The sequence below is a fragment of the Rhodococcus sp. RD6.2 genome, assembly GCF_001040705.1.
Lineage (GTDB): Bacteria > Actinomycetota > Actinomycetes > Mycobacteriales > Mycobacteriaceae > Rhodococcus_G.
In genome coordinates this window covers 425666-450640 of sequence record NZ_CVQP01000006.1, presented here as the reverse complement: position 1 = coordinate 450640, position 24975 = coordinate 425666, and the positions used below count along the sequence as shown (strand labels likewise).

Sequence of the window (24975 nt, the reverse complement as noted above, 5' to 3'; positions counted from 1 at the left end):
GATTCGCGTGTCTGGCCAGTTCATCTCACGGTCGGGCGAGAGGCACGCGATGCGCGACCCGACGCCAGGCGTAGCGTGTCGAGAATGACCAGGGTCACCTCTTCCGTCCGCACCGACAGTGAACCTCTCGACATCCGCGAGCTCGGCCTGGTCGACTACCTCGAGGCCTGGGAACTGCAACGTCGGCTCGCCGACGACCGCGCCAACGACCTCGGCCGCGACACCCTGCTGCTCCTCGAGCATCCCTCCGTCTACACCGCGGGCAGGCGCACCCAACCGGAGGACCGCCCGACGGACGGAACCCCCGTCATCGACGTCGACCGGGGCGGGAAGATCACCTGGCACGGTCCCGGTCAGCTCGTCGGCTATCCGATCGTCAAGCTCGCCGAACCGGTCGACGTCGTGAACTACGTGCGCCGCATCGAGGAGGCGCTGATCACGGTCTGCACCGATCTCGGCCTCGACTGCGGTCGGGTGGAGGGCCGGTCCGGCGTGTGGCTGGCGGCGGGTATGCGCGACGGCGTGTGGCTGCCGGAACGCAAGATCGCCGCGATCGGTGTCCGGGTCCAGCGCGGGGTCGCGCTGCACGGCTTCTCCCTCAACTGCGACGCCGCTCTCGACCGCTTCGACGACATCGTGCCCTGCGGCATCACGGACGCGGGTGTCTCCTCACTGTCCGGCGAATTGGGCAGGAGGGTAACGGTTTCCGACGTCGTACCGGCCGTGGTCGAGGCCGTCGTCGCGGCGTTCGCCGGCACCCTCCCAGTCGCCGATCACGACATCGAACGCAACGTCTTCCCGTCCGGCGACGCCGCCGCACCGGCTTTCACCACGCATCGGTTCGGCTGACCGCGGGCCGAGAATGTGACGGGCGTAGCATCGATTTCGTGACTGTGGCACCCGAGAACTCACCCTCCGCCGCCCCACAAGGGCGCAAGCTGCTCCGCATCGAGGTCCGTAACGCCGAGACTCCGATCGAGCGGAAGCCGAACTGGATCAAGACCCGCGCCAAGATGGGGCCGGAGTACAGCGAACTGAAGTCGCTGGTGAAGTCCGAAGGCCTGCACACGGTGTGCGAGGAGGCCGGTTGCCCCAACATCTACGAGTGCTGGGAAGACCGCGAGGCCACCTTCCTGATCGGCGGCGACCAGTGCACCCGGCGATGCGACTTCTGCCAGATCGACACCGGCAAGCCCGCCGACCTCGACCGTGACGAGCCGCGGCGCGTCGCCGAGTCGGTCCGGTCGATGGGGCTGCGGTACTCGACGATCACCGGCGTCGCACGCGACGACCTGCCCGACGAGGGCGCCTGGCTGTACGCGGAAACGGTCCGCCAGATCCACGCCCTCAACCCGAACACCGGCGTCGAGAACCTGATCCCCGACTTCCATGCGAACCCGGACCTGCTCGCCGAGGTCTTCGACGCGCGCCCCGAGGTCCTCGCGCACAACCTGGAGACGGTGCCGCGGATCTTCAAGCGGATCCGTCCCGCGTTCCGCTACGAACGTTCCCTCGCGGTGATCACCGCCGCGCGCGACTTCGGCCTGGTCACCAAGTCCAACCTGATCCTGGGCATGGGCGAGACGCCGGAGGAGGTGCAGGCGGCGATGGTCGACCTGCACGAGGCCGGCTGCGACATCATCACCATCACCCAGTACCTGCGCCCGTCGCCGCGACACCATCCCGTCGAGCGCTGGGTCAAGCCGGAGGAGTTCGTCGACCACTCCGACTTCGCGACCGAACTCGGATTCGCGGGCGTCATGGCCGGTCCCCTCGTCCGGTCGTCGTATCGGGCGGGACGGCTGTACGCGCAGGCGATGGCCCACCACGGCCGCGCTCTCCCCGAGGGGCAGGCGCACCTCGCGGACGAGGGCAGCGCTTCCCAGGAAGCAGGTTCGTTGCTCGCGCGTCTCGCTCGCGCCTGACATCCCGGCCCGGTCGGGTGTGATCGGCGACCGGGCCTGGTCGTATCCTGTGAGGTATGGCGAACGGCAGTAGGTCCGGCAAAGCGGGCAAGGCATCGAAAGAGGCGAAGGCCGCTGCAAAGGCGGCGCGCAAGGCGGCGTCGAAGGAGCGACGCACTCAGCTGTGGCAGGCATTCCAGCTTCAGCGCAAGGAAGACAAGCTCCTTTTGCCGCTGATGATCGGCGCGCTCGTCGGCATCACCGTCGTGCTGTTCCTGATCGGACTGCCCTTCGGGATCCAGTGGTTCCTGCTTCCCGTCGGCATCCTGCTCGGCGTGCTCGCTGCGTTCGTCATCTTCGGTCGCCGCGTGCAGCGCACCGTCTACGGCAAGGCCGACGGTCAGGCCGGAGCTGCCGCGTGGGCACTCGACAACCTGCAGGGCGGCTGGCGAGTCACCAACACGATCGCCGGCACCACCCAGCTCGACGCTGTGCACCGCGTCATCGGCCGCCCCGGCATCATCCTCGTCGCCGAGGGCGCGCCGCAGCGGGTCAAGCCGCTCCTCGCCCAGGAGAAGAAGAAGGTCGCACGACTCGTCGGCGACACCCCGATCTACGACATCGTCGTCGGCAACGACGAAGGTCAGGTGCCGCTCGGTCAGCTGCAGAAGTACCTGACGAAGCTGCCGCGCAACATCGACACCAAGCGCATGGACTCCATCGAGTCGCGGCTCACCGCACTCGGCACCCGCGGCGGCCCGGCCATGCCCAAGGGCCCGGTCCCCGGCGGCGCCAAGATGAAGGGCGTGCAGCGCACGATCCGCCGCCGGTAGGCGCTCAGACGCTTCGCACAATGCTCACGACCACGTCACTTCGGATCTCTCGATTCGAGTGACGTGGTCGTGAGCTTTTTGCGCTGTGTGGTGCGGAGAACGCGTACCGATCAGGGGCAGGGTCTCGGCGGGCGCACCACTGACATCGTGCGTGTTACGGCCCTTGACTGCACAGCCTCGGCTGCTACCGGCTGCGGACCAGCGCGGTTCCGGTCGCGCGATCGTGCATGCCGCGGCCGTCGACGTCGGTGATGAGCGGCGGAACCATGAAGACGAGCAACACCTGCCTGGCGAGTGCGCGAACGATTCCGACGCCGACGGGCTTGTCGATGCGCGCAACCTGAAGTCCCACGATGTACTGGCCTGGCGTGAACGAGAAGAGCGTCACCGTGACGATGCCGACGAGGAACCACACGATCAGCACGACGCTGGACAGCCGGGGGTCGAGCGCGTCTCCGCCGAGGATCAGGATCGCGACGCCTCCCGCCATCAGCCAGTCGAGCATCAGCGCGCCGATCCGGTGCCCGGAGCCGACGAGTGAGCCGCGGCCGGTCGCCGGAAGTCCGATGCGCTCGCCCCGATACTTCGGCGTACCGTCGTCGTCGATCGGGAGTGCGGCCGTGGGGCCGGAGAGCCAGGAACCAGTCATGCGCGCCATGTGTCCAGGATAGGCGGTGCGCTGATCTGCTCACCTCGGCCGCTCGACCGATGTGACCTACGTCGTATATCGCGACGTGTAACACTGGCGAAACATGGACTTGATTGTTGGGCAACACCGAGTCCATACCGTCACCTCGACGAACCCGCCGCATCAACATTGGCTGGGACCCAACTGAAGGAGCACAAGCGTGGCGTTCAGCACGGCCGAAGAGGTCATCAAGTACATCGCGGACGAACAGGTCGAGTACGTCGACATTCGATTCAGTGACCTGCCGGGCGTCCAGCAGCACTTCTCGATTCCGGCCTCCGCGTTCAACAAGGACGTGTTCGAGGACGGTCTGGCGTTCGACGGCTCCTCGGTCCGTGGCTTCCAGTCGATCCACGAGTCCGACATGATGCTGCTCCCGGATGTCACCACCGCGCAGATCGACCCGTTCCGTGCCGCGAAGACGCTGAACATCAACTTCTTCGTCCACGACCCCTTCACCCGCGAGTCCTACAGCCGCGACCCCCGCAACGTCGCGCGCAAGGCCGAGGAGTACCTGAAGTCGACCGGCATCGCCGACACCGCCTTCTTCGGTGCCGAGGCCGAGTTCTACATCTTCGACAACGTCTCCTACGAGTCGAACATGAACGGCGCGTTCTACAAGCTGGACGCCGTGTCCGGCTCCTGGAACACCGGCAACGAGCGCAACGCCGACGGCAGCCCGAACCTCGGCTACAAGGTCCGCGCGAAGGGTGGCTACTTCCCCGTCGCCCCGTACGACCACTACGTCGACCTGCGCGACGAGATCTCCACCAACCTGACCAACGCGGGCTTCGAGCTCGAGCGCGGCCACCACGAGGTCGGCACCGGCGGCCAGCAGGAGATCAACTACAAGTTCAACACCCTCCTCGCCGCGGCCGACGACCTGCAGCTGTTCAAGTACATCGTCAAGAACACCTGCTGGCAGCACGGCAAGTCCGCCACCTTCATGCCGAAGCCGCTCTTCGGCGACAACGGCTCGGGCATGCACGTGCACCAGTCGCTGTGGAAGGACGGCAAGCCGCTGTTCCACGACGAGTCCGGCTACGCAGGCCTGTCCGACCTGGCCCGCTGGTACATCGGCGGCATCCTGCACCACGCGCCGTCGCTGCTGGCGTTCACGAACCCGACGATCAACTCGTACCACCGTCTGGTTCCCGGCTACGAGGCCCCCATCAACCTCGTGTACAGCCAGCGCAACCGTTCGGCTGCGGTCCGTATCCCGATCACCGGCAACAACCCGAAGGCCAAGCGCCTCGAGTTCCGCGCGCCGGACTCCTCGGGCAACCCGTACCTGAACTTCGCGGCTCAGATGATGGCCGGCCTGGACGGCATCAAGAACAAGATCGAGCCGATGGCTCCGGTCGACAAGGACCTCTACGAGCTCCCGCCGGAGGAGGCCCGCAACATCCCGCAGGCCCCCACCAGCCTCGAGGCCGTCATCAACCGTCTCGAGCAGGATCACGACTACCTCACCGAGGGTGGCGTGTTCACCACCGACCTGATCGAGACCTGGATCTCGATCAAGCGTGAGCAGGAGATCGCGCCCGTGAACCTGCGGCCGCACCCCTACGAGTTCCAGCTCTACTACGACGTGTAAGTCGTTCGCACCATCTGACCTGTGCCGGGGCGGTTGAGAGACCGTCTCGGTACGCAGTCAGTACGCAGTAGATTTTGCCGAGTCCACCCGCTTCGCGATCACAGCACCGATCGCAGAGCGGGTGGACTCGTCTGCATCCGGCCACAGATGGGCGTAGACGTTGAGAGTCGTATTCGCGCTGCGTGTGTCATCCGCGCCTGCACGGTCTTGATGTCGGCGCCCGACGAGATGAGCAGCGACGCCATGTAGTGGCGGAGGTCGTGGAAGGTGAACTCGTCCGGGAGGCTCCGTGGCGTTTCGGTTCCCGATCGATCCTCTCAATCCGGCGCCCAGACAGGACCAGGCGGTCTACTCTCCTTCGGGTCGTTCACCTGAACGACCGCAGTGCTCCACGGAGGGGAATGAATTGAAGCGTTTAACAAGGGGTTTCGTGGCTTTGACGGGGGCAGCGACGATGCTTCTGACTTTGACCGTCGGCACGGCCGGCGCGGACCCGGTCACGCCCACCAAGGTTGTCCAGGCCGGTATGCGGCTCAAGTTCGACGACATGGTTGGCAGAGTGGGCACCTGCACGCTCGGTGCGGTTGGAACAGACGCATCTGGGAGGAAGGTAGGCATCACCGCAGGGCACTGCAACCCACGTCAGGAAGATCCGAACGACGGCGGCAATTTCTGGCCGGGGGCTCCCCTGCGTGATCTCGTCACCGAAAACAACAAAAACAACCATCCGGTGTGGGACTGGCGAGATCTCACGAGGGATCACACTGCATCCCCGATTGGATGGATCCGCTACATAACGACCGACAACCGGGAAGCAAACCCCATCACCGGGATTAACACCAAGCTCGACTACATGGTGATCGAGTTCGCGGACAATGTGGAACTGTCCAGCATGGTCATGACTGTTCCCAAGTACGGTGATGTCAACGGACAGCCGTTCAGTCCCCAGACGACATACGAGCCTGGTCCTGTCGTGACGCCGTCGGTGCCATGGTTCAAGATGAATGAGGTCTTCAGCGATTCGTCAGGAAACCCAGCCAACCCCCCTGCGCTGAGTGTGGTGTGCCACGCGGGCACGATCACCTCACAGGACCTCGCACAAGCCGATAGGCCGTACGCCGCCAATTGTGGCACCATCAGCCACTACACCGACGGCCAAATGTACGCCGGGGCTGTCCACCAACCGGGGGATTCTGGTGGACCCGTATGGGTTCAGAACAATTCCACCAAATGGGTGGGAATCACTACCCGTAAGTATCATTGGCTGCAGACCCTTTTGTACTTCGTCAACACCCCTGCCACGACGATCCTTGCGGATCTGAACTCTAAGGCGGCCGGGTTCCCCGGCAAGGGCTTCCAGATCACCAACAACTAGTCTCCCGAGACACCGAAAGTCCCCACCCTTGACGCGTTGACCCCAAGGGTGGGGACTTCGCCTTGCCGGGCCCGTCACCACTCGCGCATCATCTGCAGCTCCCGCGTCGCCGATGAACTGTTCGGCCGGCTGAGTTCAGACGCGACCTGAGCATTGCGCCAATCGTCTGACGATGACGACCAAGTCCGCGAGGCTCGATCGCCACGGTGAGCGGGATCGCCTATCTGCCCAAGCGCCTGTTGGCGCGTCGGCGGGTGGTGGGCGTTGCGCCGGCCGGGTCGATGTTGCGGGGCGCGGCGGGTACGGCGGTGAGGTCGAGGGCGCCCTCTAGGTCGGATTCGGTCAGTCGCCACTGACGCCCGATTCTGTGGCCGGGGAGCTTCCTTGCACGCAGTTGGCGGAGGTCCCAGGCCCGTCCGGCGATCACCGAATGATCGCCGGACGGGCTGACTCATCTGCGTTGTAGGGGTCAGAGCGTGGTCACGTGGACTCCGGGACGTCGATCGGCCCACGGCAGCGCCTTCTCGAGCTGCGCCGCAACGCGCAGCAGCATTGCCTCCGAACACATGGGTCCTGCGAACTGGACGCCGATCGGCAGGCCCTGCGCCGACTGTGCGAGCGGCAGGCTGATCGCCGGGGTGCCGGTCGCATTGAACAGCGGCGTGAACGAGCAGGTGTCGAAGATCTGCCGGGTCCACTCCGCGGCGGTCAGATCGGCGTTCGCATCCAGCTGACCCAGCGGGACCGAAGGTGAGTTGGTCGTCGGGGTCAGCAACACGTCGTATTCGGTGAAGAACCGGCCCACCTCACGCGACACCGTGTTGATCGTCAGGTTGGCCATGCCCAGTTCCACCGCGGTGACCCGACGACCGAACTGGACGCATTCCCAGGTGGTTCGTTCGAGGTTGTCGGGGCCGGCGAGAACGCCGGTCATGGCCTCGACACCGGCGACCGACTCGGCCAGGAATGCGGACCAGATCACGACGTGGGCATCGAGCAGTTGCTGCCAGTCGAAGACCGGCGTGCCGCGCTCGACGTGGTGACCCGCTGCTTCGAGAGTGGCCGCCACCGAGTCCACGGCGGCGGCGACCTCGGGATCGACGTGGGTGCCCGCCCACGACTCGGTGTGGACGGCGATCCGCAGCCGGCCGGGGTCGACACCGACCTCGTCTGCCCACGGGCGACTGGGCGGAGCGATGACGAAGCGGTCGCCGGGGTAGCTCACCGCCACCTCGTCCAGCAGCGCGGCGGTGTCGCGGACCGAGCGGGTCACCGCGAACTCCATCGCGAACCCGCTCAACGCATCACCGAGGTCGGGTCCCAGCGGCACACGACCACGGCTGGGCTTGAGGCCGATCAGCCCGTTGCAGGCTGCGGGAATGCGGATCGAACCGCCGCCGTCATTGGCGTGAGCGACCGGGATCGCCCCCGCCGCGACGAGTGCTGCGGAGCCGCCGCTCGATCCTCCCGCGCTGTAGTCGAGGTTCCACGGATTCCGCGTCGAACCGTAGGCGAGGGCTTCGGTGTTGGCGTTGAAACCGAACTCGGGCGTGGTCGAGACTGCGAGCGTGGCGAGGCCGGCGGCGCGGAAGCGCTCCATCAGATGGGTGTCGGCGGGAGGACGGATCCCGTCGCCGAGCATGCGGGTGCCCATCCGCGTCGGTACGCCCTCGGCGTGACACACCAGATCCTTGATCACGAACGGCACACCGGCGAATCGACCGTCTCCGGCGTAGTCCAGGGGCTTCTCGAAGGGCCCCGTCGCCACGGCGTTGAGCTTGGTGTCGACGTCGGCGAGCGCCTTCGTGGCGACAGCCGCGACCTCGTCGGCAGTGACGTCGCCGGAAGCAATCACCTCGGCCATGCCCGTCGCGTCGAGGGCTGCGTATTCATCGATGTTCACGGATGACTCTCCTCCATCTCGTGGTGGGACCACCCCACTCGGGATGGCGCCACCGATGGTGCGCGATTGTGGCGCAGGACACATCGGCCGAAAGGCCGATGGCATGGCGCGGGTACACTTCGGCCAACTCGGGAGGTGACGTGGGTAACAGCATCGAGTGGTGGAGCCGTTTCGCAGCCGAGGTGCGCGCGGCAGCGCGCGGTGACGCGCCGGTCGATCTCCCCATCCGGACAGCACGCGACGGATTGGGTTTCGACTGCGCGGCCCTCGTGGGAGCCGGTGTCGACGCCGGTGATCGCGGTCAGCCGGTGCTCGTCAACCTCGACTATCCGCGCGATGTCATGGAGTTCATCGCCACGACCTACGCCCACAGCTGTCCCGGACACGACTACGCCCTGCGGCACCCCTCCGCGATGAGGTTCATCGACCTCCCCTTCGACTTTCATTCGACTCGGACGTTCAGACAAGCGCTGCAGCCGAACGGATTTCACGAAGGATTGACGTTGCCGTTGGCCGTCGACTCGGGTGGTGTGGTGCGCCCCGGCTTCGTCGCGATGAGCTCGACCCATGCGCGACCGCTCGACGACGACGCGCGCCTGGCGCTGACGATGCTGTCGCACGAGATCGCCGGACTGATCGATCCGGGGGCATCGGCCGGCGACCCTCCTGCCGATCTCGTCGCCTGGGTGAGGGGAGATTCGGTCGACGTCCGGATCGGCGCGCTGGACTCCACGGGGTTGTCGAGCACGGATCTGCGCCGGCTGGCTCGCCTGACCGTGGCCGACGGAACAGGACGCGCCGGCCTTCGCCGGCGGGGTACCGACGGACGGTGGCGGCACATTCGTCTCGTCGTCCGATCCGGCGCCGCACTGATTCGGATCGGTCGAGCCGACATCGTCGGGGGTCTCACCGCGCGAGAACTCGACGTCGTCGGTCTGGTGGCCCGAGGCTGGTCGAACGAACAGATCTCCGAAGCGCTCGGCATCTCGGTTCGCACCGCGCGCAGCCACGTCGAGTCGGCGTTGGGCAAGGTCCAGGTGCCCAATCGCACCGCGCTGGCCCGCGCCGCGATCGAGCACGACCTCGACAGCGTCGATGCCCTGCGATGCGCAGTGGAGACGACGCGACTCTCCGATCCGCCCCGCGTGTCGACGGACCACTGACAGGCGGGATCCGAGGCGCCCCCGAGTCGGCCCGCCGCGGCATCACCGGCCCAACGAGCCGCCCCGGTCCACCGAGCCGACACCGTCGGACCGCAGCGGATCGTCCATGTCGTCGACGCAGTCGCCGGCACAGGACCAGTCGAGGTCGACCGCGATCGGGAAGTGATCCGACAGCGGCGTGCCGTCGGCGGCGGCGAAGCGGGAGTGGTCGTTGCGGTAGCCGGTCGCCTCGAGGCTCACCCGGTCGCCGCTGCGGTAGAGCACCTTGTCCACGATCTCGCAGTCGTCGGTCGGGCTGGTCTCGGCGCAGGAGAGCGCGGGTTCACCCTTGACCGGGACGTCGCCGTTCCGGACCAGGTCCACCCACGGATCACGGAGGTTGTTCGCCGCGACGAACTCGGCGATCTCGTCCCCCGCTCGGGTGTACCGGCTGTTGGTGTCTCCCATGACGATCACCGCGTTGCCCGACGACCGAGCGGCGATGAATCGAGTGAGCTGATCCAGATTGGCCGCGCGGGCGGTCAGGTCGTTGGGCTCGGAGCCGGCATCGGTGTGCAGGTTGTACACGTCGATGACGAGACCGTCGGCCGGACGAACCCGAGTGAAGGTGAAGCCCTTGGGCGTCAGGCAGTCCCCCGTGCCGATCCAGCAGCGCTCCCAGGTCACCCGCTCCGGCCCCTCCAGTGGAAAGGCGGACAGGGTGTTCAGTCCGCTGCCGATGCCGGCGCCGCCACTGGTCGGTGTCCGATACGGGTGTACCGCCGTCGAGTACAGGGCGGCGTGATAGTTGAAGTCCTCCTGCACGTTCACGAGATCGTACGAATTCAGTCCTGCGCCGATCGTCGTCGTGCTCGTCTGCCGGTCCGTCTCCGCGCTCGACAGGAGCTCCGGCAGTCCCGCGATGTTGTAGGTCATTGCCCGCAGCGTTCCCGACTCGGCCGGCACGGTCGCGCTCGGCTCGGGTGCAGTGGCGTTGGCGAGGCCCGTCGCGGCTGGAACTCCGATCAGCGGACACAGCGCCGCCACCGCCAGCCACCCGATTCGTCGTCCCCACCGGTTGCGCGTATCTGTTCGGATCCCGGTCGCGTGTCTGGCAGAAGTTGTCGGCACGCACCCTTATATCGCGTCGAGCGTCGACCCCATGTCCGAACCGGCGGAACAGCGAGGGAACCACGGCAACCGCCGGGACGCTGCTCACGATTCGGTCCCGTTCAGCGAGAAGGTCGCAACGCGGTGGACGGGCGCGACGTAGCTTCCGACGGTGACGATCCGACAGCAGACGTTTCCGCATCTCCTCGCTCCCGGCACCATCGGGCCGATGACCCTCCCCAACCGGGTCGTGTTGCCCGCGATGGACATGAACCTCTGCGAGGACGGCGAGATCCACCAGGGCGACATCGACCATTTCGTCGCCCGCGCCGAGGGCGGTACCGGACTGATCATCACGGGGTGCTGCGCGGTCGCCTACCCGATCGGATGCACCAGCCGGAAGGAGCCGGGCCTGTCCGAGGACCGGTTCATTCCCGGCCTCAAGGCGCTCGCCGACGCCGTGCACGCCGCGGGCAGCAAGCTCTGCGTGCAGATGACGCACCACGGCAAGGTGGCACGGATCGACACCCTCGACGGTCGCCCTCAGCTGGTGCCCTCGATGCCGAAGCCTCCGGGTGACATGAGCGCAATGCTCGACTGCACTCCCGAGGAGCTCGGGAAGATGGCCGCCATCCAGGAGGGCAAGCGGGCCACCTACCACGAGGCCACCCAGGAGGACCTCGACTGGTTGGTTCGCATGTTCGCCGAAGCGGCGGTGCGCGTGCAGACGGCCGGTGGCGACGCCGTCGAGATCCACTGCGCCCACAACTACGTGCTCGGCACGTTCCTGAGCCGCTATTCGAACCAGCGCACCGACGAGTACGGCGGTGCGCTGGAGAACCGGGCACGCCTGACGTGCGAGGTGATCCGCGCGGTCAAGGACGCCGTCGGCGACGGCCTCGCCGTGATCGTGCGGCTCGCGGGGCAGGAGTACGGGGAGTCCGACGGCTTGAGCAGCGACGAGTCGGTAGCTGCAGCAGAGCTTTTCGAAAAGGCTGGTGCGGACGCCATTCACGTCACCGGCACCGCGCTCAACGCTTTCGCGAACTTCACCGACGGGCCGTTGCCGAACACGGTCGGCTACTACACCGACAACGCGTCGGCCATCAAGCGTGCGGTCTCGATTCCCGTCATCACCGTCGGCCGCATGCTCCCCGAGGTCGGCGAGGAGATGATCGCCGACGGCCGAACCGATTTCGTCGCGATGGGTCGTCAGCTCCTGGCCGATCCCGGCCTGGTGAACAAGCTCAAGGCGGGACGCTCCGAGCAGGTCCGCCCCTGCATCAACTGCTACGTCTGTGTCCAGGAGAACTTCTGGGACGCGACCCCGCTCTGCGCGGTCAACCCGACGCTCGGCAACGAGAAGCTCCTGCCGTTCCCCGCGGTGAAGGCCCGCAAGCACGTCGTCGTCGTGGGCTCCGGCCCGGGCGGTCTCGAATCGGCCCGTGTCGCCGCCGAACGCGGCCACCGCGTCACGGTGCTGGAGAAGTCCGACCGCATCGGCGGCACCCTGTGGTTCTCGACCCTCACCACGCCGGACAACGAGCGACTGCTGAACTGGCTGACGGGCGAAGTCACGCGGCTCGGCGTCGAGATCCGCGTCGCCACCGAGGCCACCGTCACCTCGGTGCGTGCCCTGAACCCGGACAAGGTCGTCGTGGCGACCGGCGCGGTCCGCGACCGTCCGAGTGTGCCGGGCGGGAACCTTCCGCACGTGCAGACCGGCGACACCATGCGCGCCCTGATGACCGGATCGGGCGACGTCTCCGACCAGCCCCTGCTGTTCCGCATCGCGGGCAAACTGGCCGGACTGACCGGAATCACGAAGAGCCCCGGCAGGATCCGCGACCTCAGCCGCAAGTACCTCAAGTTCCTCCCGATGAGCAGGAACGTCGTCGTCATCGGTGGTTCGCTCGTCGGACTCGAACTGGCGGAGTTCCTCGCCGAACGCGGCAGCAACGTCACCCTCCTCGCCGAGGGCGGGCAGCTCGGTGTCCCGATGGCGATGCCGCGCCGCTGGACCGCCGTCAAGCACGCCCGGGAGGTGGGTGTGACCGTCCACCGGAATGCGACGGTGCAGCGCATCACCCGCACGACGGTCGAGTTCACCGTCGACGGAAAGTCGCTGTCGGCGCCCGCGAACATGGTCGTGATGGCGGCAGGCGTGACCGCGGCCGCGCCGCTCGCCGACGAGCTGGCGCGAGCCGGGGTGAACACCCGCGTCGTCGGCGACGCCGGGAGCGTCGACTACATCGAGGGCGCCATGCACTCGGCGTGGAAGGTCGCGACGGCACTGTAGGCGCCTGTGGCACCCGTGCATGAGATCGGCGGTCAGAGCCACCGACCTCACGCACGGGCGCGACGCGCCTACGCCAGGCGGGGAATCAGGTGCTCGGCAACCTGTTTCGCCTCGTCGACCAGCGGCCAGCCGGCGAGGATCAGGGACGTCAGGCCGGTGCGGGCCTGCAGGTCGTGTACGTGACCGGTGATCTCGTCGGGGTCGCCGACGTAGTACACCGCCGACGATCCGGTGCCGAAGATGTCGAGTGGCGACCACGCGGTGATACCCGCGTAGAGGCCGTCGCCGATGTACAGGTCCTCGGGTTCGGGAAGCTTGCCGCCGACGATGGTGTCGACCCAGCCCTGCCGTTGCGCGTCACGGGCCGTGAACGTGGCCAGATCGTGCTTGCCACCGGTGCGGCGCCGGACCGCATTGTCGAGGACGTCGGTGATCTGGTCGATCCCTGCCTTCTCGAACAGGGACCGGAACCGGTCGATCGCCTCGCCGCGGTTCGGCCGGACGATGACCCCGGACAGGGCACCGAAGTCGGTGAACTCGCGGCCCGCGGCGGCCGCGGCGGAGCGGGCCCCGTCGAACTTCTCCTTGACGAAGGACGTCTCGCGCGACATCACCAGGTAGGCGTCGAGGACCTTGCCCGAGTTCTCCAGTCCCGCAGGCGAGTCGCCGGTCCCCCACAGTGGGACCGTGTGTCCGTCCGCGGAGTCGACGCGCAGCGGCGTGTTCGGGAAGTTCGACTCCGTACCCTCGCGGTAGTAGCGGCGGAAGTCGGCCCAGTACTGTTCGCCCAGTTCGTACCGCCGGTCGTGCTCGACGTTCATGTCGTACTTGGTGAGGATGTTGTCGCGGCCGTTGACGGAGTTGATCATCAGCCTGCCGCCACTGAACGCGTCGAACGTCAACGCCTTCTCGGCGAGCAGTCGCGCGGGCATCATGTTGGCGTACACCGCGACGAGGAACTTCATCCTCGAGGTGTGCGAGGCCGCCCAGGTTGCGGACAGGAACGGGTCGTTGGACCACGTGGCGACCAGTGCGCCGTCGAATCCGCCGTCGTCGATCGTTCTCGCGAGCTCGATCTGCCGCTGCCCGTCGACCGGATAGAGCCCACCCGGGCTCCACGGGAAGTCGCCGTCGGCCTGCGTGAGATACCAGAAGGTCTTGATGCTCATCGGTTCTCGGCCACCTCGAAGGTGTCGAGGACGACGCGCTCGGCGAGTGTGGCGGCGTCGAGGGTGTACAGCGCGTCGAGGTAGGCGACGGCGAACGAACCCGGCCCAGAGGAGTTCGCCTCCGCGATCTCCGACGCGACCGCGACGTGGGCGTGCGCGGCGGCGAGACCGATCAGCGGCGTCTCCGCGACGGCCAGGTAGGCGGCGACGAGTGCGCCGAGCGAGCAGCCGGTGGACGTCACCCGAGGCAGCAGCGCACTGCCGCCGCCGATCCGGACTCCGACGACCGTGCCGTCCGCGTCGCGTCCGACGAGGTGGTCGACCGGGCCGGACGCGGACACGACCTCGGCGTGCTGCAACAGCGCGACGGCGGCAGGAACCGCGGCGGCCGGATCGTCGGAGCTGTCGACGCCTCGGGTGTCGGCGCCGAGCCCGGCGAGCGCGATGACCTCGGACGCGTTGCCGCGGATCGCGGTCGGCCGGTACTTGAGCAAGTCGAGGGCGAGGCCGCTGCGCCAGGCGAGACCACCGACCCCGACCGGGTCCAGCACCCACGGGGTACCCGCATCGTGAGCGGACTCGGCGGCGGCGGTGAACGCGGCCGCGGTGCCGTCGTCGGGGGTTCCGAGGTTGACGAGGACGCCACCTGCGATGCGGGCGAAATCGCCTGCCTCGTGGGCGTTGTCGATGTGCGCGTTGCTGGCGCCCGCGGCGAGAAGGACGTTGGTGAGGAAGTTCGCCGACACGACATTGGTGAGCGAGTGGACGAGCGGGACGCGGGCGCGAAGGGAGTCGAGTGCGGTACCGAGATCGGCGGGGGTGATCGTCATGGAAATTCCTGTGAGGTAGGCATCGTCGTGGGTGTCGGGGTCAGGGCCGAGGGCGACATCGCTTCACTCGTCACCACCCGTCGTCGTCACCATCGGCAGTGTCGAGTCGGCCGACCACTCCTCGATCGACCCGTCGTAGACCTGGACCGTGTCGTGTCCGGCGAGGACGAGCCCGAGTGCGGTCAGGCACGCCGAGATTCCTCCACCGCAATAGATCACCAGGGGCTGGTCGACGTCCGCGAGCGCCGCTGCGGCGAGCGCGGTGAGTTCGTCGGCCTCGCGGAGCAGTCCGCGGTCGTCGAGCATGCTCTTCGCGGACAGGTTGCGACTGCCGGGGATGTGGCCGCGCCTGCTGTAGCGGGTGTTCTCGGCGCCCGCGAACTGTGCGGGCGCGAGCGCGCACACCAGCGTTCCGGGCGCTCGGCCTGCGGCGATGGCCGCGACCTCGCCGCGGTCGACCCAGAGTCCACGGTCGGCGAGCGCGGACGACGAAACCTGGACCGGCTCGGCCGCGGTGGGCTCACCGGATTCCACGGGCAGCCCGAGCGCGGTCCACCTGGCGAGACCGCCGTCGAGGATCCTGGCGTCGACTCCGACTGCCCGCAGTAGCCACCACACCCGCGACGCCCAGGTCGCGCCGCCCTGGTCGTAGAGCACCACGGAACTGTCGGGCGTGATGCCGAGCCTGCCCAGGTCGGCGGCGAGTCCGTCGGCCGACGGGCGGGTGAAGTGCAGCGAGCCCGAGGTGTCGGACAGGGTCGTCAGGAGGTCGACGTGCCGGGACCCCGGCAGGTGCGCCTCGCGCCAGAGCGACTCGCCCGATTCGGGTCGGTAGTCGCCGTCGAATCGGGCGGGTGCGAGGAGGACGGTGACGTCGAGGACGACGGGCGCGTCGGGGCGGCCGAGCAGCGCGGCCAACTCCTGCGCCTGGATCACTGGTTGCACCGACACACCTTCCTGGAGGACTCGAACAACCCGAACGTAAGCGAGGACGAGCGTATACGCAAGTATCCGGCTGTCTCCCCTGGCATAATCATCGACGCGGCGCAGACCGCAACGAATCGACGGAGGGGACACGATGGCGCGCGAGGACGACGACCTGGGAACGCTGATGACGACGGGCGCCGCCGGCCGTTCCGACCAGACGTCGAAGCAGTACCTCCGCCTGCGGGCCGACATCCTCGACGGCAAGTTCCCGCAGGGGTCTCCCCTCCACGAGACGCAACTCAGCGAGACGTACGGCGCATCCCGCACCCCCATCCGCGAGGCTCTCAACTGGCTCGCCCACGACGGCCTGCTCGAACGCGCGGCACGGGGCTTCCGCGTGCGTTCCGGCACGCCCGAGGACGTCATCGAGATCTACGCGGCTCGGGTCGCGCTCGAATCCGAGGCCGCGGGGGCCGCGGCGCTGCGCCACACCGACCTCGACATGGCCCGACTCGAAAGCCTGCACCGCGTCTGTTGCGACGCGACCGAGGACGCCGAGGTGCGCTCGGGCAACTTCCGCTTCCACGAGGCCCTCTGGCAGGCCGCCCACAACGCGACCATCACCGCCCTGCTCATCCGGCTCACGACCCAGTTGCGCATCTACGACAGCGGACCGCCGTCGAACTACGGCGAGCCGGACCTACTGAACTCCGAGCACGACCTCATCCTCGACGCGCTGCGCGCCCGGGACGAACGAGCCGCCCGCGAGCACATGCGCTCGCACCTCGAGCGCAGTCGTGAGCAGCGCATCCGGCTGTTCGCGGGCAGCTAGACGCGGGTGAGCGCCACGACCGGGATCACCCGGACCCCGGCGGTCTTCACCGCGTACCCGGCGAAACCCGGGTAGCGGGACGCCTGTTCGGCGAAGACGACGTCCCGCTCGTCGCCGGTGATCTCCTCGACGGCCACGGTGTAGGTGTCGGTGCCACGCTCGACCGTGGCCGTGTCGGCCGCGACGAGGTTGTGGTACCAGGCGGGGTTGGTCGGCGCACCCGCCTTCGACGCGAACACGAAGATCCGGTCCGGGTCGCTGTCGTCGGGCAGGTACATCATCGGGGAGACGAACTCGCGCCCCGACTTTCGGCCCCGGTGGTGCAGCAGGATCAGTGGAGCACCCTCGAACTGACCACCCACCCTGCCCTCGTTGGCCCGGAACTCGGCGACGATCTTCGCATTCCAGTCGTTGGGGTCGGGAGCGTTCACGTGCGATCCTTCCCTCGGGTACGGGAACGAGTCTACGGTGGTCGTCGTTCTCGGCCGCGCGTTCAGTAACGGCGCGCCGCGAAGAACGGCATCGAGTCCAGCGGCGCGCGTTTGACCGGCTGACCACTGGTCGGCGCATGGACGACGGTACCGCCACCCGCGTAGAGGCCGACGTGCTCCGCGCCGTTGAACAGCACCACGTCACCGGGTTGCAGATCGCCGCGACCGACGGGACTGCCGCCGTTGACCTGGTCGTACGTGGTGCGTGGAACGGAAACGCCCGCCTGCCGGTACGCCCATTGGACCAGACCCGAGCAGTCGAAGGCGTTGGGCCCGGTAGCCCCCCACACGTACGGCGCGCCCAGCTTCGAGAGCGCAGCGTCGAGTGCCTGCTGCCCGCGAGTGGGCAGCGGCGCGGGCGTCACCGGGGCACCTCCGGGGACGTCGAGGGTGCCGATACCCGGAATGGCGAACGGTTCCGCGGACGCGCGGGCGGCGGGCAGGGCCAGCACTCCCCCGGTGATCGCAGCGGCGACGGCGAGGCCGCACACCGTTCGCGTGGCGCGGGTGGTGTGGGATTTGCGGTGCTTCGACATCGAGCGGATTCCTCCAGGATTCTCCGGCCGACGGAGATCGTCGGCAACGCATCGAAGAATCCCGGGAACCGCCCACGAGAACAGCGGGGAAATCACCCACCGAAGTACCTGTTCCCCGAAAAACGGGGGTACGTAGTGGTTTTCGCCTTACGGCGTACGAACGGCGACCTCAGGCACCGAACACGCGCTCCACCACGGCCTTCGCCCGCCGGGTGACCCGCATGTAGTTGTCGAGGAACTCGTTGGCGTCGCCGCCCGGCCAGCCCGCCACCTGCGCGACGGCGGACAGCACGCGACCCGGACCGGGCAGCTGATCGGTCGGTTTTCCGCGGACCAGCACCAGCGCGTTGCGTGCCTTGGTCGCGGTCAGCCACGATTCGCGGAGCAGTTCGACGTCGGTCTCGGCGAGCAGTTCCGCCGCACCGATCGCGTCGAGCGTCTCGAGGGTCGACGTGTTGTGCAGCGCGGGCACGTCGTGAGCGTGCCGCAGCTGGATCAACTGGACCGTCCACTCGATGTCGGCGAGTCCGCCGCGTCCGAGCTTGGTGTGGGTGGCGGGGTCGGCGCCGCGGGGCAGTCGCTCCGAGTCGACCCGTGCCTTGATCCGGCGGATCTCCCGCACCGCGGTATCGGTGACACCGCCGTCCGGGTACCGGAACTCGTCAATCATCGTCAGGAACCGCAGGCCCAGGTCGGTGTCGCCGGTCACCGCGTGCGCACGCAGCAGCGCCTGGATCTCCCAGGCCTGCGCCCACTGGCGGTAGTACGCCTGGTACGACGCGAGCGTTCGCACCACCGGGCCGTTGCGACCCTCGGGACGCAGGCCCGTGTCGACCTCGAGCGGCGGGTCGGTGCTCGGTGCGCCAAGCAGCGTCCGCACCCGGTCGGCAACCATGTTGGCCCACTTGACCGCTCGCGTCTCGTCGGCGCCCGGACGCGGCTCGCAGACGAACAGCACGTCCGCGTCGGAGCCGTACCCGAGTTCGTTGCCCCCGAGCCTGCCCATCCCGATCACGGCGATGGTCGCAGGCGCCGCCTCACCCAGTTCCGCCTCCGACGCCCGCACCACCGCAGCGAGCGCGGCACCGAGCACAGCCGTCCACACCGACGACAACGCCTGGCACACCTGCGGGACGTCGAGCATCCCGAGCACGTCTGCCGACGCCACCCGCGCCAACTCGTGCCTGCGCAACGATCGCGCCGCACCGACCGCCCGAACCGGGTCGTCGTAGCGCGCCGACGATGCCAGGATTCCGCGGGCCACGTCGTGGGGATCCACGTCGAGCAGTCGCGGACCGTTGGGTCCGTCGGCGAACGTCCGCAGCACGTCCGGCGCCTTGATGAGCAGGTCCGGCAGGTAGGCGGAGGAACCGAGCAGGATCATCAGCCGCTGCGCGACCGCACCCTCGTCGCGGAGGAGGCGCAGGTACCACTCGGCATCCATCATCGCATCCGACAGCCGTCGATAGGCGAGCAGGCCGGCATCGGGATCCGGTGTGTCACTGAGCCATTCGAGCAGTGTCGGGAGAAGCAGCGCCTGGATTCGACCCTTGCGCGAGGCGCCGGACGTCAGCGCCTTGAGGTGCCCGAGGGCGTTCTCCGGGGCAACGTAGCCGAGCGCCGCGAGCTGACGGACCGCGGCGTCGGGCGACAGACCCAGTGCTTCCTTGTCCAGTCGGGCAACGGAGTCGAGCAGCGGACGATAGAAGAGCTTCGCGTGCAACCGGCGGATCCGGTGCGCGTTCCGCTTGACCTCGGCATTGAGGACACCGAGCGAGTCGAGGCGGCCGTCGGGGCGCATGTGCGCGGCCCGCGCCAGCCAGCGCAGGCCCTCCTCGTCGTCCGCGGGGGGCAGGGTGTGGGTGCGCTTGAGCTTCTGCAGCTGCAACCGGTGCTCGATGAGGCGAAGGAACTCGTACGACGCGGTGAGGTTGGCGGCGTCGTCGCGGCCGACGTAGCCCCCCGCCGCGAGCGCGGTCAGGGCGTCGATCGTGCTCTGCACGCGCAGCGACTCGTCGGCGCGTCCGTGTACCAATTGCAGGAGCTGGACGGCGAATTCGACGTCCCGCAGGCTCCCGCGGCCGAGCTTGATCTCACGCTCACGCAGCTCCGGCGGCACCATCTCCTCGACCCGGCGCCGCATCGCCTGCACCTCGGGCACGAAGTCCTCGCGTTCGGCCGCGGTCCAGACCATCGGGTTCAACGCGTCGAAGTAGTCTTGGCCCAGCGCGAGGTCGCCCGTGGCGGGGCGCGCCTTGAGCAACGCCTGGAACTCCCACGTCTTGGCCCAGCGCTTGTAGTACGCGACGTGCGAGTCGAGGGTCCGGACCAGTTCTCCGCGTTTGCCTTCCGGCCTGAGCGCGGCGTCGACCTCGAAGAACGCGGACGTCCCGATCCGCATCATCTCGCCCGCGAGCCGGCTGGCGGACGAGTCCGCAGGCTCCGCGACGAACACGACGTCGACGTCGCTGACGTAGTTCAGTTCCCGCGCGCCACACTTGCCCATCGCGATCACCGCGAGGCGGGCGGGACACGGTCCGTCCGGGTGGATCGTCGCGACGGCGACCGCGAGCGCCGCTGTCAACGCCGCATCGGCCATGTCCGAGAGCTGATGCCCGACGACCTGATACGGGATCACCGGCTCGTTCTCGACGATCGGGGCCAGGTCCATCGACGCCAGCAGCATCATCTGGTTCCGGTAGGTGCGACGCAACGCCGCAATCGCGTCGTGGCCCGTCACCGCCGCCCGATACACGAGATTCGTCGGAGACGCCGACCCGTCCGGCACCGCCTCGACCGCAGCGAGGAGCTCGTCGACGAGTTCCTGCTTCGTCGGCAGCACCACGTTCCCGCGCAGCGACGTCCACTGCCCCGGATCCGAGGCGAGGTGATCGCCGAGCGCACTCGACGCGCCGATGACCCCGAAGAGCCTGCCGCGCAAGCCGGTGTCGACGCGCAACGCGGCATCGAGTTCCGCCCAGCCCTCCGCATCGAGACCGTCCTTGACCCGAACCAGGGTGCGCAACGCCAGATCGGCGTTCGCGGCGCGCGACAAGGACCACAGCAGCTCGACGCTGTCGGCGTTCACCCAGCCCAGTGCGGCCAGTTCGGCAGGTGCCGACGGCTCGACCAGGCCTAGTCGACCGACGCCGGGGATGGTGGACCGGACGGTGGGAGGCTTGACCATCGTCGGATTACAGCCCGAGGTAGGTCTGGAGTTCGAACGGAGTCACCTGACTGCGGTAGTCCTCCCACTCCCGCCGCTTGTTGCGGAGGAAGAAGTCGAAGACGTGCTCGCCGAGGGTCTCCGCGACCAGTTCGGAGCGCTCCATCTCCTCGAGTGCCTCACCGAGGCTTCCGGGCAGCGCCTTGTACCCCATCGCGCGCCGCTCGGCCGACGTCAGCGACCACACGTCGTCCTCGGCCTCGGGCGGGAGGTCGTAGCCCTTCTCGATGCCGCGCAATCCGGCCGCGAGCAGCACCGCGAACGACAGGTACGGGTTGCATGCCGAATCAGGGCTGCGGATCTCGACGCGACGCGACGACGCCTTGTTCGGCGTGTACATCGGGACGCGCACGAGTGCGGACCGGTTCGACGGACCCCAGGACGCCGCGGTCGGCGCCTCGCCGCCGTGGACGAGGCGCTTGTAGGAGTTCACCCACTGGTTCGTCACCGCGCTGATCTCGTTGGCGTGCTCGAGGATTCCGGCGATGAACGCCTTACCCGTGGCCGACAGCTGCATCGGGTCGTCCGGGTTGTGGAAGGCGTTGTTCTCGCCCTCGAACAGACTCATGTGGGTGTGCATCGCAGAGCCGGCGTGCTCCGCGAACGGCTTCGGCATGAACGATGCCCGCACGCCCTCGTTCCGCGCGACCTCCTTGACGACATACCGGAACGTCATCACGTTGTCGGCCATCGACAGGGCGTCCGCGTAGCGCAGGTCGATCTCCTGCTGCCCGGGCGCCGTCTCGTGATGGCTGAACTCGACCGAGATGCCCATCTGCTCGAGGGCGTCGATCGCGTGCCTGCGGAAGTTCGGTGCCGAGTCGTGCACCGCCTGGTCGAAGTAGCCACCCGAGTCGGCCGGGACCGGGCGCGTGCCGTCGTACGGGCCGTTCTCGAGGAGGAAGAACTCGATCTCGGGGTGCACGTAGCAGCTGAAGCCGAGGTCGCTGGCCTTGCTCAGCTGGCGACGCAGGACGTGGCGCGGGTCCGCCCACGACGGGGTGCCGTCCGGCATCGCGATGTCGCAGAACATGCGGGCCGAATGCTGCCTGCCGTCCTTGTGCTCCCACGGCAGGATCTGGAAGGTCGACGGGTCCGGCTTGGCGACGGTGTCCGCCTCCGAGACCCGCGAGAAGCCCTCGATCGCCGAGCCGTCGAAGCCGATGCCCTCCGCGAACGCCCCCTCGAGCTCGGCCGGAGCGATCGCCACCGACTTGAGATACCCGAGCACGTCGGTGAACCACAGTCGAACGAAACGAATGTCGCGCTCTTCGAGGGTACGGAGCACGAATTCCATTTGGCGATCCATGCACGCGAGACTAGGCACCGCGCGTTAAATCTGTGTTACATAACTCGGGCGGTTATGAACATGTGAGATCTGGAGCCGGAATCGCCAGGTCGGTCAGGTACGCCACCACCGGATCGTCCACGCACGCCTCCCCGTTCAACACCACCGTGTGCTGCGTTCCGCGGTACGTGATCAATGACGCGCCGAGCTGCTTCGCCAGGTCGACCCCCGCCTGGTACGGCGTCGCCGGGTCCTGCGTCGTCGAGACCACCACGACCGGCGCGAGCCCCGGAGCGTCCACTGCGTGCGGATTCGCAGACGACGGCACCGGCCAGAACGCGCACGCGTCGAGAGGCGCCGCGCCCGTGCCGCGGCCGTCGTCCAGGAACGGTGCCGCCTTCCGGTACGCGGTGTCCCCTGCATCGACGACCGCCCGATCCGTCACCGGCGGATCGTCCACGCACCGGATCGCGTTGAACGCGTCGTTGATGTTCGAGTAGGCGCCGTCGTCGTCGCGGCCCTGGTACTGATCGGCGAGCATCAGCAGCGAGTCGCCCTTGCCGTCGGCGAGCGCGGTCAGCCCGCTGCGCAGCGCCCCCCACAACTGTGGCGAGTACAACGCCTGCTGCACCCCCGTGATCGCGTCCTGGTACCCGAGTCCACGAGGATCGGTCGTCTCGGCCGGGCGCTCGACGAGCGGATCGACCAGCGCCCGGAACCGCGCGACCGCCTGCGTCGGATCGGAACCGAGCGGGCACCGGTCGACCGTGGCGCAGTTCGCGGCGAAGTCGTCGAACGCCTGCTGGAATCCCGCCGCCTGCAGCACCGTCTCCTCGACCGGGTCCTGCTCCGGATCGACGGCACCGTCGAGAACCATCGCCCGCACGTTGCCCGGGAACGTCTCCGCGTACTCCGCGCCGATGCGAGTGCCGTACGAGAACCCGAGGAACGTCAACTGCTCGTCACCGAGCACCGACCGGATGACGTCCATGTCGCGGACCACCTCGTGGGTGCCGACGTGCGCGAGGAAGTCGGCACCCGTCCGCTCCGCACACTTCGCGGCATAGGCGGCGTTGACGGATTCGACTCGCGCGACCCCCTCCGGGCTCATGTCGACCTTCGGGTCGGCGCGGTCGGCGTCGAACTCGGCGTTCGTCAGGCACCGGACCTGCGGCGTCGATGCACCCACGCCGCGCGGGTCGAACCCGACGACGTCGAATCGCTCGGCAAGGTCGGTCATGTCGGCCACGTTCGCCATCGACAACCCCGATGCACCAGGTCCGCCCGGGTTCACCAGCAGCGACCCGATCCGATCACCGGTCGCCGGGCTCCGCGAGATCGCAATCTGCGCGGTCGCACCGTCCGGGTCGTCGTAGTCCACCGGCACCGTCACCCGAGCGCACTCCAACGCGCTCGCGAGGGGTCCGTCGGTCTCGAAGTCCGCGCACGACCCCCACGCGACGGTCTGCGCGTAGAAGGCGTCCAGCCCCGCAGGCACCGGTCCTGTTGCCGTCGCCGTCGGAGCGTCGGACGGAACGGCCTGCCCGCCGGTCTCACCGGCTCCGCTGCAGCCCGCCACCGCCATCGCCGCCGTCGCGACCAGCGCCGCTGCAGTAACCATTCGCATGCCGTCGATGGTGCCACGACAGTCCACCGGCCCCGTTTCGGCAGGATCCGCCCCGGTCAGCGGGACCGATCCTGCGCGGGCCAGGTGTGACGAACTGCACGGTCCGGTCCCTGCCCTGCGGTGGCAGACTGTGGGTGTCATCACCCGCAACCCGGGGACCCGCACTGGGCCTCGAGGCACGAAAGGGACACTGATGTCCGACACCTCCGCGTCCACCACCCCGGCGTCCGATTCCGCCACCGCCCTGTATGGCGGAGCGCCTGCGACAGCCGCACCGAGGCGCACCAAGATCCGCACCCACCACCTGCAGGCCATGAAGGCCGAGGGACGACGCTGGGCGGAACTCACCGCCTACGACTACTCCACCGCCCGAATCTTCGACGAGGCGGGCATCCCGGCGCTGCTGGTCGGCGACTCCGCCGCCAACGTCGTGTACGGCTACGACACCACCGTCCCGGTCACCGTGGACGAGATGCTCCCCCTGGTCCGCGGCGTGGTCCGCGGGGCTCCGCACGCCCTGGTGATCGCCGATCTTCCGTTCGGCAGCTACGAGGCATCGCCGCAGCAGGCACTCGAGACCGCCTTCCGCTTCATGAAGGAGGGACAGGCGCACGCCGTGAAGCTCGAGGGCGGCGAACGTGTCGCCCCGCAGATCGCGGCACTGACCGCCGCAGGCATTCCCGTCCAGGCGCACATCGGTTTCACTCCGCAGTCCGTGAACAGCCTGGGCGGGTTCCGTGTCCAGGGTCGCGGTGACGGCGCGGAGCAGCTCGTCGCGGACGCGATCGCGGTCCAGGAGGCCGGCGCGTTCTCCGTGGTCATGGAGATGGTCCCCGCCGAGATCGCCGGGCAGGTCACCCGCAAGCTGACCATCCCGACCGTCGGAATCGGCGCGGGTGTCGAGTGCGACGCGCAGGTTCTCGTCTGGCAGGACATGGCCGGGTACACGAGCGGCAAGACCGCGAAGTTCGTCAAGCAGTTCGCCGCGATCGGCGAGACGCTGCGCGGCGCTGCCGTCGCATACGCCGACGAGGTGCGGACCGGCACGTTCCCCGCCGAGGAGCACAGCTTCTGATCGTGGCCCCGGCAGCTCCGCTGGGCTGAACGTCACAGCGCGCGATGCCTCATTCTGCGCGCGGATCGATGGCACACTCGACGGTGCCCGCGACCGGCACCCGGCCGCGGGCACCGTCCTTCG

21 protein-coding genes are annotated in these 24975 nt (G+C 68.2%); 9 read left to right on the top strand and 12 right to left on the bottom strand.

From position 1 onward, the window contains the following. Positions 1 to 84: 84 nt before the first annotated feature. Genes lipB through RHCRD62_RS12310 form a run of 3 tightly spaced genes read left to right on the top strand, consistent with a single transcriptional unit; the run spans position 85 to position 2737 of the window. Positions 85 to 849, top strand: coding sequence for a lipoyl(octanoyl) transferase LipB (gene lipB / locus RHCRD62_RS12320; protein ID WP_050064972.1), 765 nt, complete (start codon positions 85 to 87; stop codon positions 847 to 849). Between the two features lie 38 nt (positions 850 to 887). Further along, complete coding sequence (gene lipA, locus RHCRD62_RS12315) at positions 888 to 1925, top strand: lipoyl synthase (RefSeq protein ID WP_050064971.1); 1038 nt, start codon at positions 888 to 890, stop codon at positions 1923 to 1925. A 56-nt stretch (positions 1926 to 1981) separates the two neighbouring features. Continuing rightward, positions 1982 to 2737 (top strand): DUF4191 domain-containing protein, encoded by a 756-nt coding sequence (locus tag RHCRD62_RS12310; protein ID WP_050064970.1) that lies wholly within the window; start codon positions 1982 to 1984, stop codon positions 2735 to 2737. A 184-nt stretch (positions 2738 to 2921) separates the two neighbouring features. Here RHCRD62_RS12310 and RHCRD62_RS12305 read toward each other — a convergent pair whose 3' ends face one another. After that, on the bottom strand, positions 2922 to 3395 hold the full coding sequence (locus RHCRD62_RS12305) for an RDD family protein (RefSeq protein ID WP_050064969.1): 474 nt from the start codon (positions 3393 to 3395) through the stop codon (positions 2922 to 2924). Positions 3396 to 3585: 190 nt separating this feature from the next. Between RHCRD62_RS12305 and glnA (RHCRD62_RS12300) the strand changes: the two genes are divergently transcribed. Further along, complete coding sequence (glnA, locus tag RHCRD62_RS12300) at positions 3586 to 5022, top strand: type I glutamate--ammonia ligase (protein WP_050064968.1); 1437 nt, start codon at positions 3586 to 3588, stop codon at positions 5020 to 5022. Positions 5023 to 5120: 98 nt separating this feature from the next. Here the strand turns inward: glnA (RHCRD62_RS12300) and RHCRD62_RS25450 are convergent, their stop codons facing one another. Beyond that, positions 5121 to 5267 carry a hypothetical protein gene (locus RHCRD62_RS25450; RefSeq protein WP_253277293.1) on the bottom strand — a complete coding sequence of 49 codons (147 nt, stop codon included), beginning with the start codon at positions 5265 to 5267 and terminating at the stop codon, positions 5121 to 5123. Positions 5268 to 5452: 185 nt separating this feature from the next. Between RHCRD62_RS25450 and RHCRD62_RS12295 the strand changes: the two genes are divergently transcribed. Continuing rightward, complete coding sequence (locus RHCRD62_RS12295) at positions 5453 to 6397, top strand: chymotrypsin family serine protease (protein WP_050064967.1); 945 nt, start codon at positions 5453 to 5455, stop codon at positions 6395 to 6397. Between the two features lie 469 nt (positions 6398 to 6866). On the opposite strand, the gene RHCRD62_RS12290 is transcribed toward RHCRD62_RS12295, so the two are convergent. Further along, positions 6867 to 8300, bottom strand: a complete 1434-nt coding sequence (locus RHCRD62_RS12290; RefSeq protein ID WP_050064966.1) for an amidase — start codon at positions 8298 to 8300, stop codon at positions 6867 to 6869. A 140-nt stretch (positions 8301 to 8440) separates the two neighbouring features. Between RHCRD62_RS12290 and RHCRD62_RS25445 the strand changes: the two genes are divergently transcribed. Next, on the top strand, positions 8441 to 9463 hold the full coding sequence (locus tag RHCRD62_RS25445; protein WP_172671054.1) for a helix-turn-helix transcriptional regulator: 1023 nt from the start codon (positions 8441 to 8443) through the stop codon (positions 9461 to 9463). Between the two features lie 42 nt (positions 9464 to 9505). On the opposite strand, the gene RHCRD62_RS12280 is transcribed toward RHCRD62_RS25445, so the two are convergent. Then, on the bottom strand, positions 9506 to 10489 hold the full coding sequence (locus RHCRD62_RS12280; protein ID WP_050064965.1) for an endonuclease/exonuclease/phosphatase family protein: 984 nt from the start codon (positions 10487 to 10489) through the stop codon (positions 9506 to 9508). 235 nt (positions 10490 to 10724) lie between these two features. Here RHCRD62_RS12280 and RHCRD62_RS12275 point away from each other — a divergent pair, with 235 nt between their 5' ends. Beyond that, positions 10725 to 12851, top strand: a complete 2127-nt coding sequence (locus RHCRD62_RS12275; protein ID WP_050064964.1) for an oxidoreductase — start codon at positions 10725 to 10727, stop codon at positions 12849 to 12851. Between the two features lie 68 nt (positions 12852 to 12919). Here the strand turns inward: RHCRD62_RS12275 and RHCRD62_RS12270 are convergent, their stop codons facing one another. The 3 genes from RHCRD62_RS12270 to RHCRD62_RS12260 all read right to left on the bottom strand — a co-directional run bounded on the left by RHCRD62_RS12270 (position 12920) and on the right by RHCRD62_RS12260 (position 15795). Beyond that, positions 12920 to 14020: an LLM class flavin-dependent oxidoreductase gene (locus tag RHCRD62_RS12270; RefSeq protein WP_050064963.1), complete on the bottom strand. Its 1101-nt coding sequence runs from the start codon at positions 14018 to 14020 to the stop codon at positions 12920 to 12922. After that, positions 14017 to 14850, bottom strand: coding sequence for a hydroxyethylthiazole kinase (gene thiM / locus RHCRD62_RS12265; protein WP_050064962.1), 834 nt, complete (start codon positions 14848 to 14850; stop codon positions 14017 to 14019). Before thiM ends, RHCRD62_RS12270 begins: the two co-directional genes overlap by 4 nt. A 63-nt stretch (positions 14851 to 14913) precedes the next feature. Then, a complete protein-coding gene (locus RHCRD62_RS12260; RefSeq protein WP_367379642.1) occupies positions 14914 to 15795 on the bottom strand; it encodes a sulfurtransferase in 882 nt (293 codons plus the stop codon). Between the two features lie 133 nt (positions 15796 to 15928). On the opposite strand from RHCRD62_RS12260, the gene RHCRD62_RS12255 reads away from it, so the two are divergent. Then, complete coding sequence (locus RHCRD62_RS12255; protein ID WP_050064960.1) at positions 15929 to 16609, top strand: GntR family transcriptional regulator; 681 nt, start codon at positions 15929 to 15931, stop codon at positions 16607 to 16609. On the opposite strand, the gene RHCRD62_RS12250 is transcribed toward RHCRD62_RS12255, so the two are convergent. The 5 genes from RHCRD62_RS12250 to RHCRD62_RS12230 all read right to left on the bottom strand — a co-directional run bounded on the left by RHCRD62_RS12250 (position 16606) and on the right by RHCRD62_RS12230 (position 23777). Next, positions 16606 to 17040: a nitroreductase/quinone reductase family protein gene (locus RHCRD62_RS12250; protein WP_050064959.1), complete on the bottom strand. Its 435-nt coding sequence runs from the start codon at positions 17038 to 17040 to the stop codon at positions 16606 to 16608. The genes RHCRD62_RS12255 and RHCRD62_RS12250 overlap by 4 nt on opposite strands. A 62-nt stretch (positions 17041 to 17102) precedes the next feature. Further along, on the bottom strand, positions 17103 to 17636 hold the full coding sequence (locus RHCRD62_RS12245; RefSeq protein WP_050064958.1) for a C40 family peptidase: 534 nt from the start codon (positions 17634 to 17636) through the stop codon (positions 17103 to 17105). Between the two features lie 169 nt (positions 17637 to 17805). After that, positions 17806 to 20823, bottom strand: coding sequence for a bifunctional [glutamine synthetase] adenylyltransferase/[glutamine synthetase]-adenylyl-L-tyrosine phosphorylase (locus tag RHCRD62_RS12240; protein WP_050064957.1), 3018 nt, complete (start codon positions 20821 to 20823; stop codon positions 17806 to 17808). A gap of 7 nt (positions 20824 to 20830) precedes the next feature. Further along, positions 20831 to 22171: a type I glutamate--ammonia ligase gene (gene glnA, locus RHCRD62_RS12235; RefSeq protein WP_050064956.1), complete on the bottom strand. Its 1341-nt coding sequence runs from the start codon at positions 22169 to 22171 to the stop codon at positions 20831 to 20833. 52 nt (positions 22172 to 22223) lie between these two features. Beyond that, positions 22224 to 23777 (bottom strand): alpha/beta hydrolase, encoded by a 1554-nt coding sequence (locus tag RHCRD62_RS12230; protein WP_050065255.1) that lies wholly within the window; start codon positions 23775 to 23777, stop codon positions 22224 to 22226. 193 nt (positions 23778 to 23970) lie between these two features. Here RHCRD62_RS12230 and panB point away from each other — a divergent pair, with 193 nt between their 5' ends. Continuing rightward, positions 23971 to 24852 (top strand): 3-methyl-2-oxobutanoate hydroxymethyltransferase, encoded by an 882-nt coding sequence (gene panB, locus RHCRD62_RS12225; RefSeq protein ID WP_050064955.1) that lies wholly within the window; start codon positions 23971 to 23973, stop codon positions 24850 to 24852. Positions 24853 to 24975: the final 123 nt, after the last annotated feature.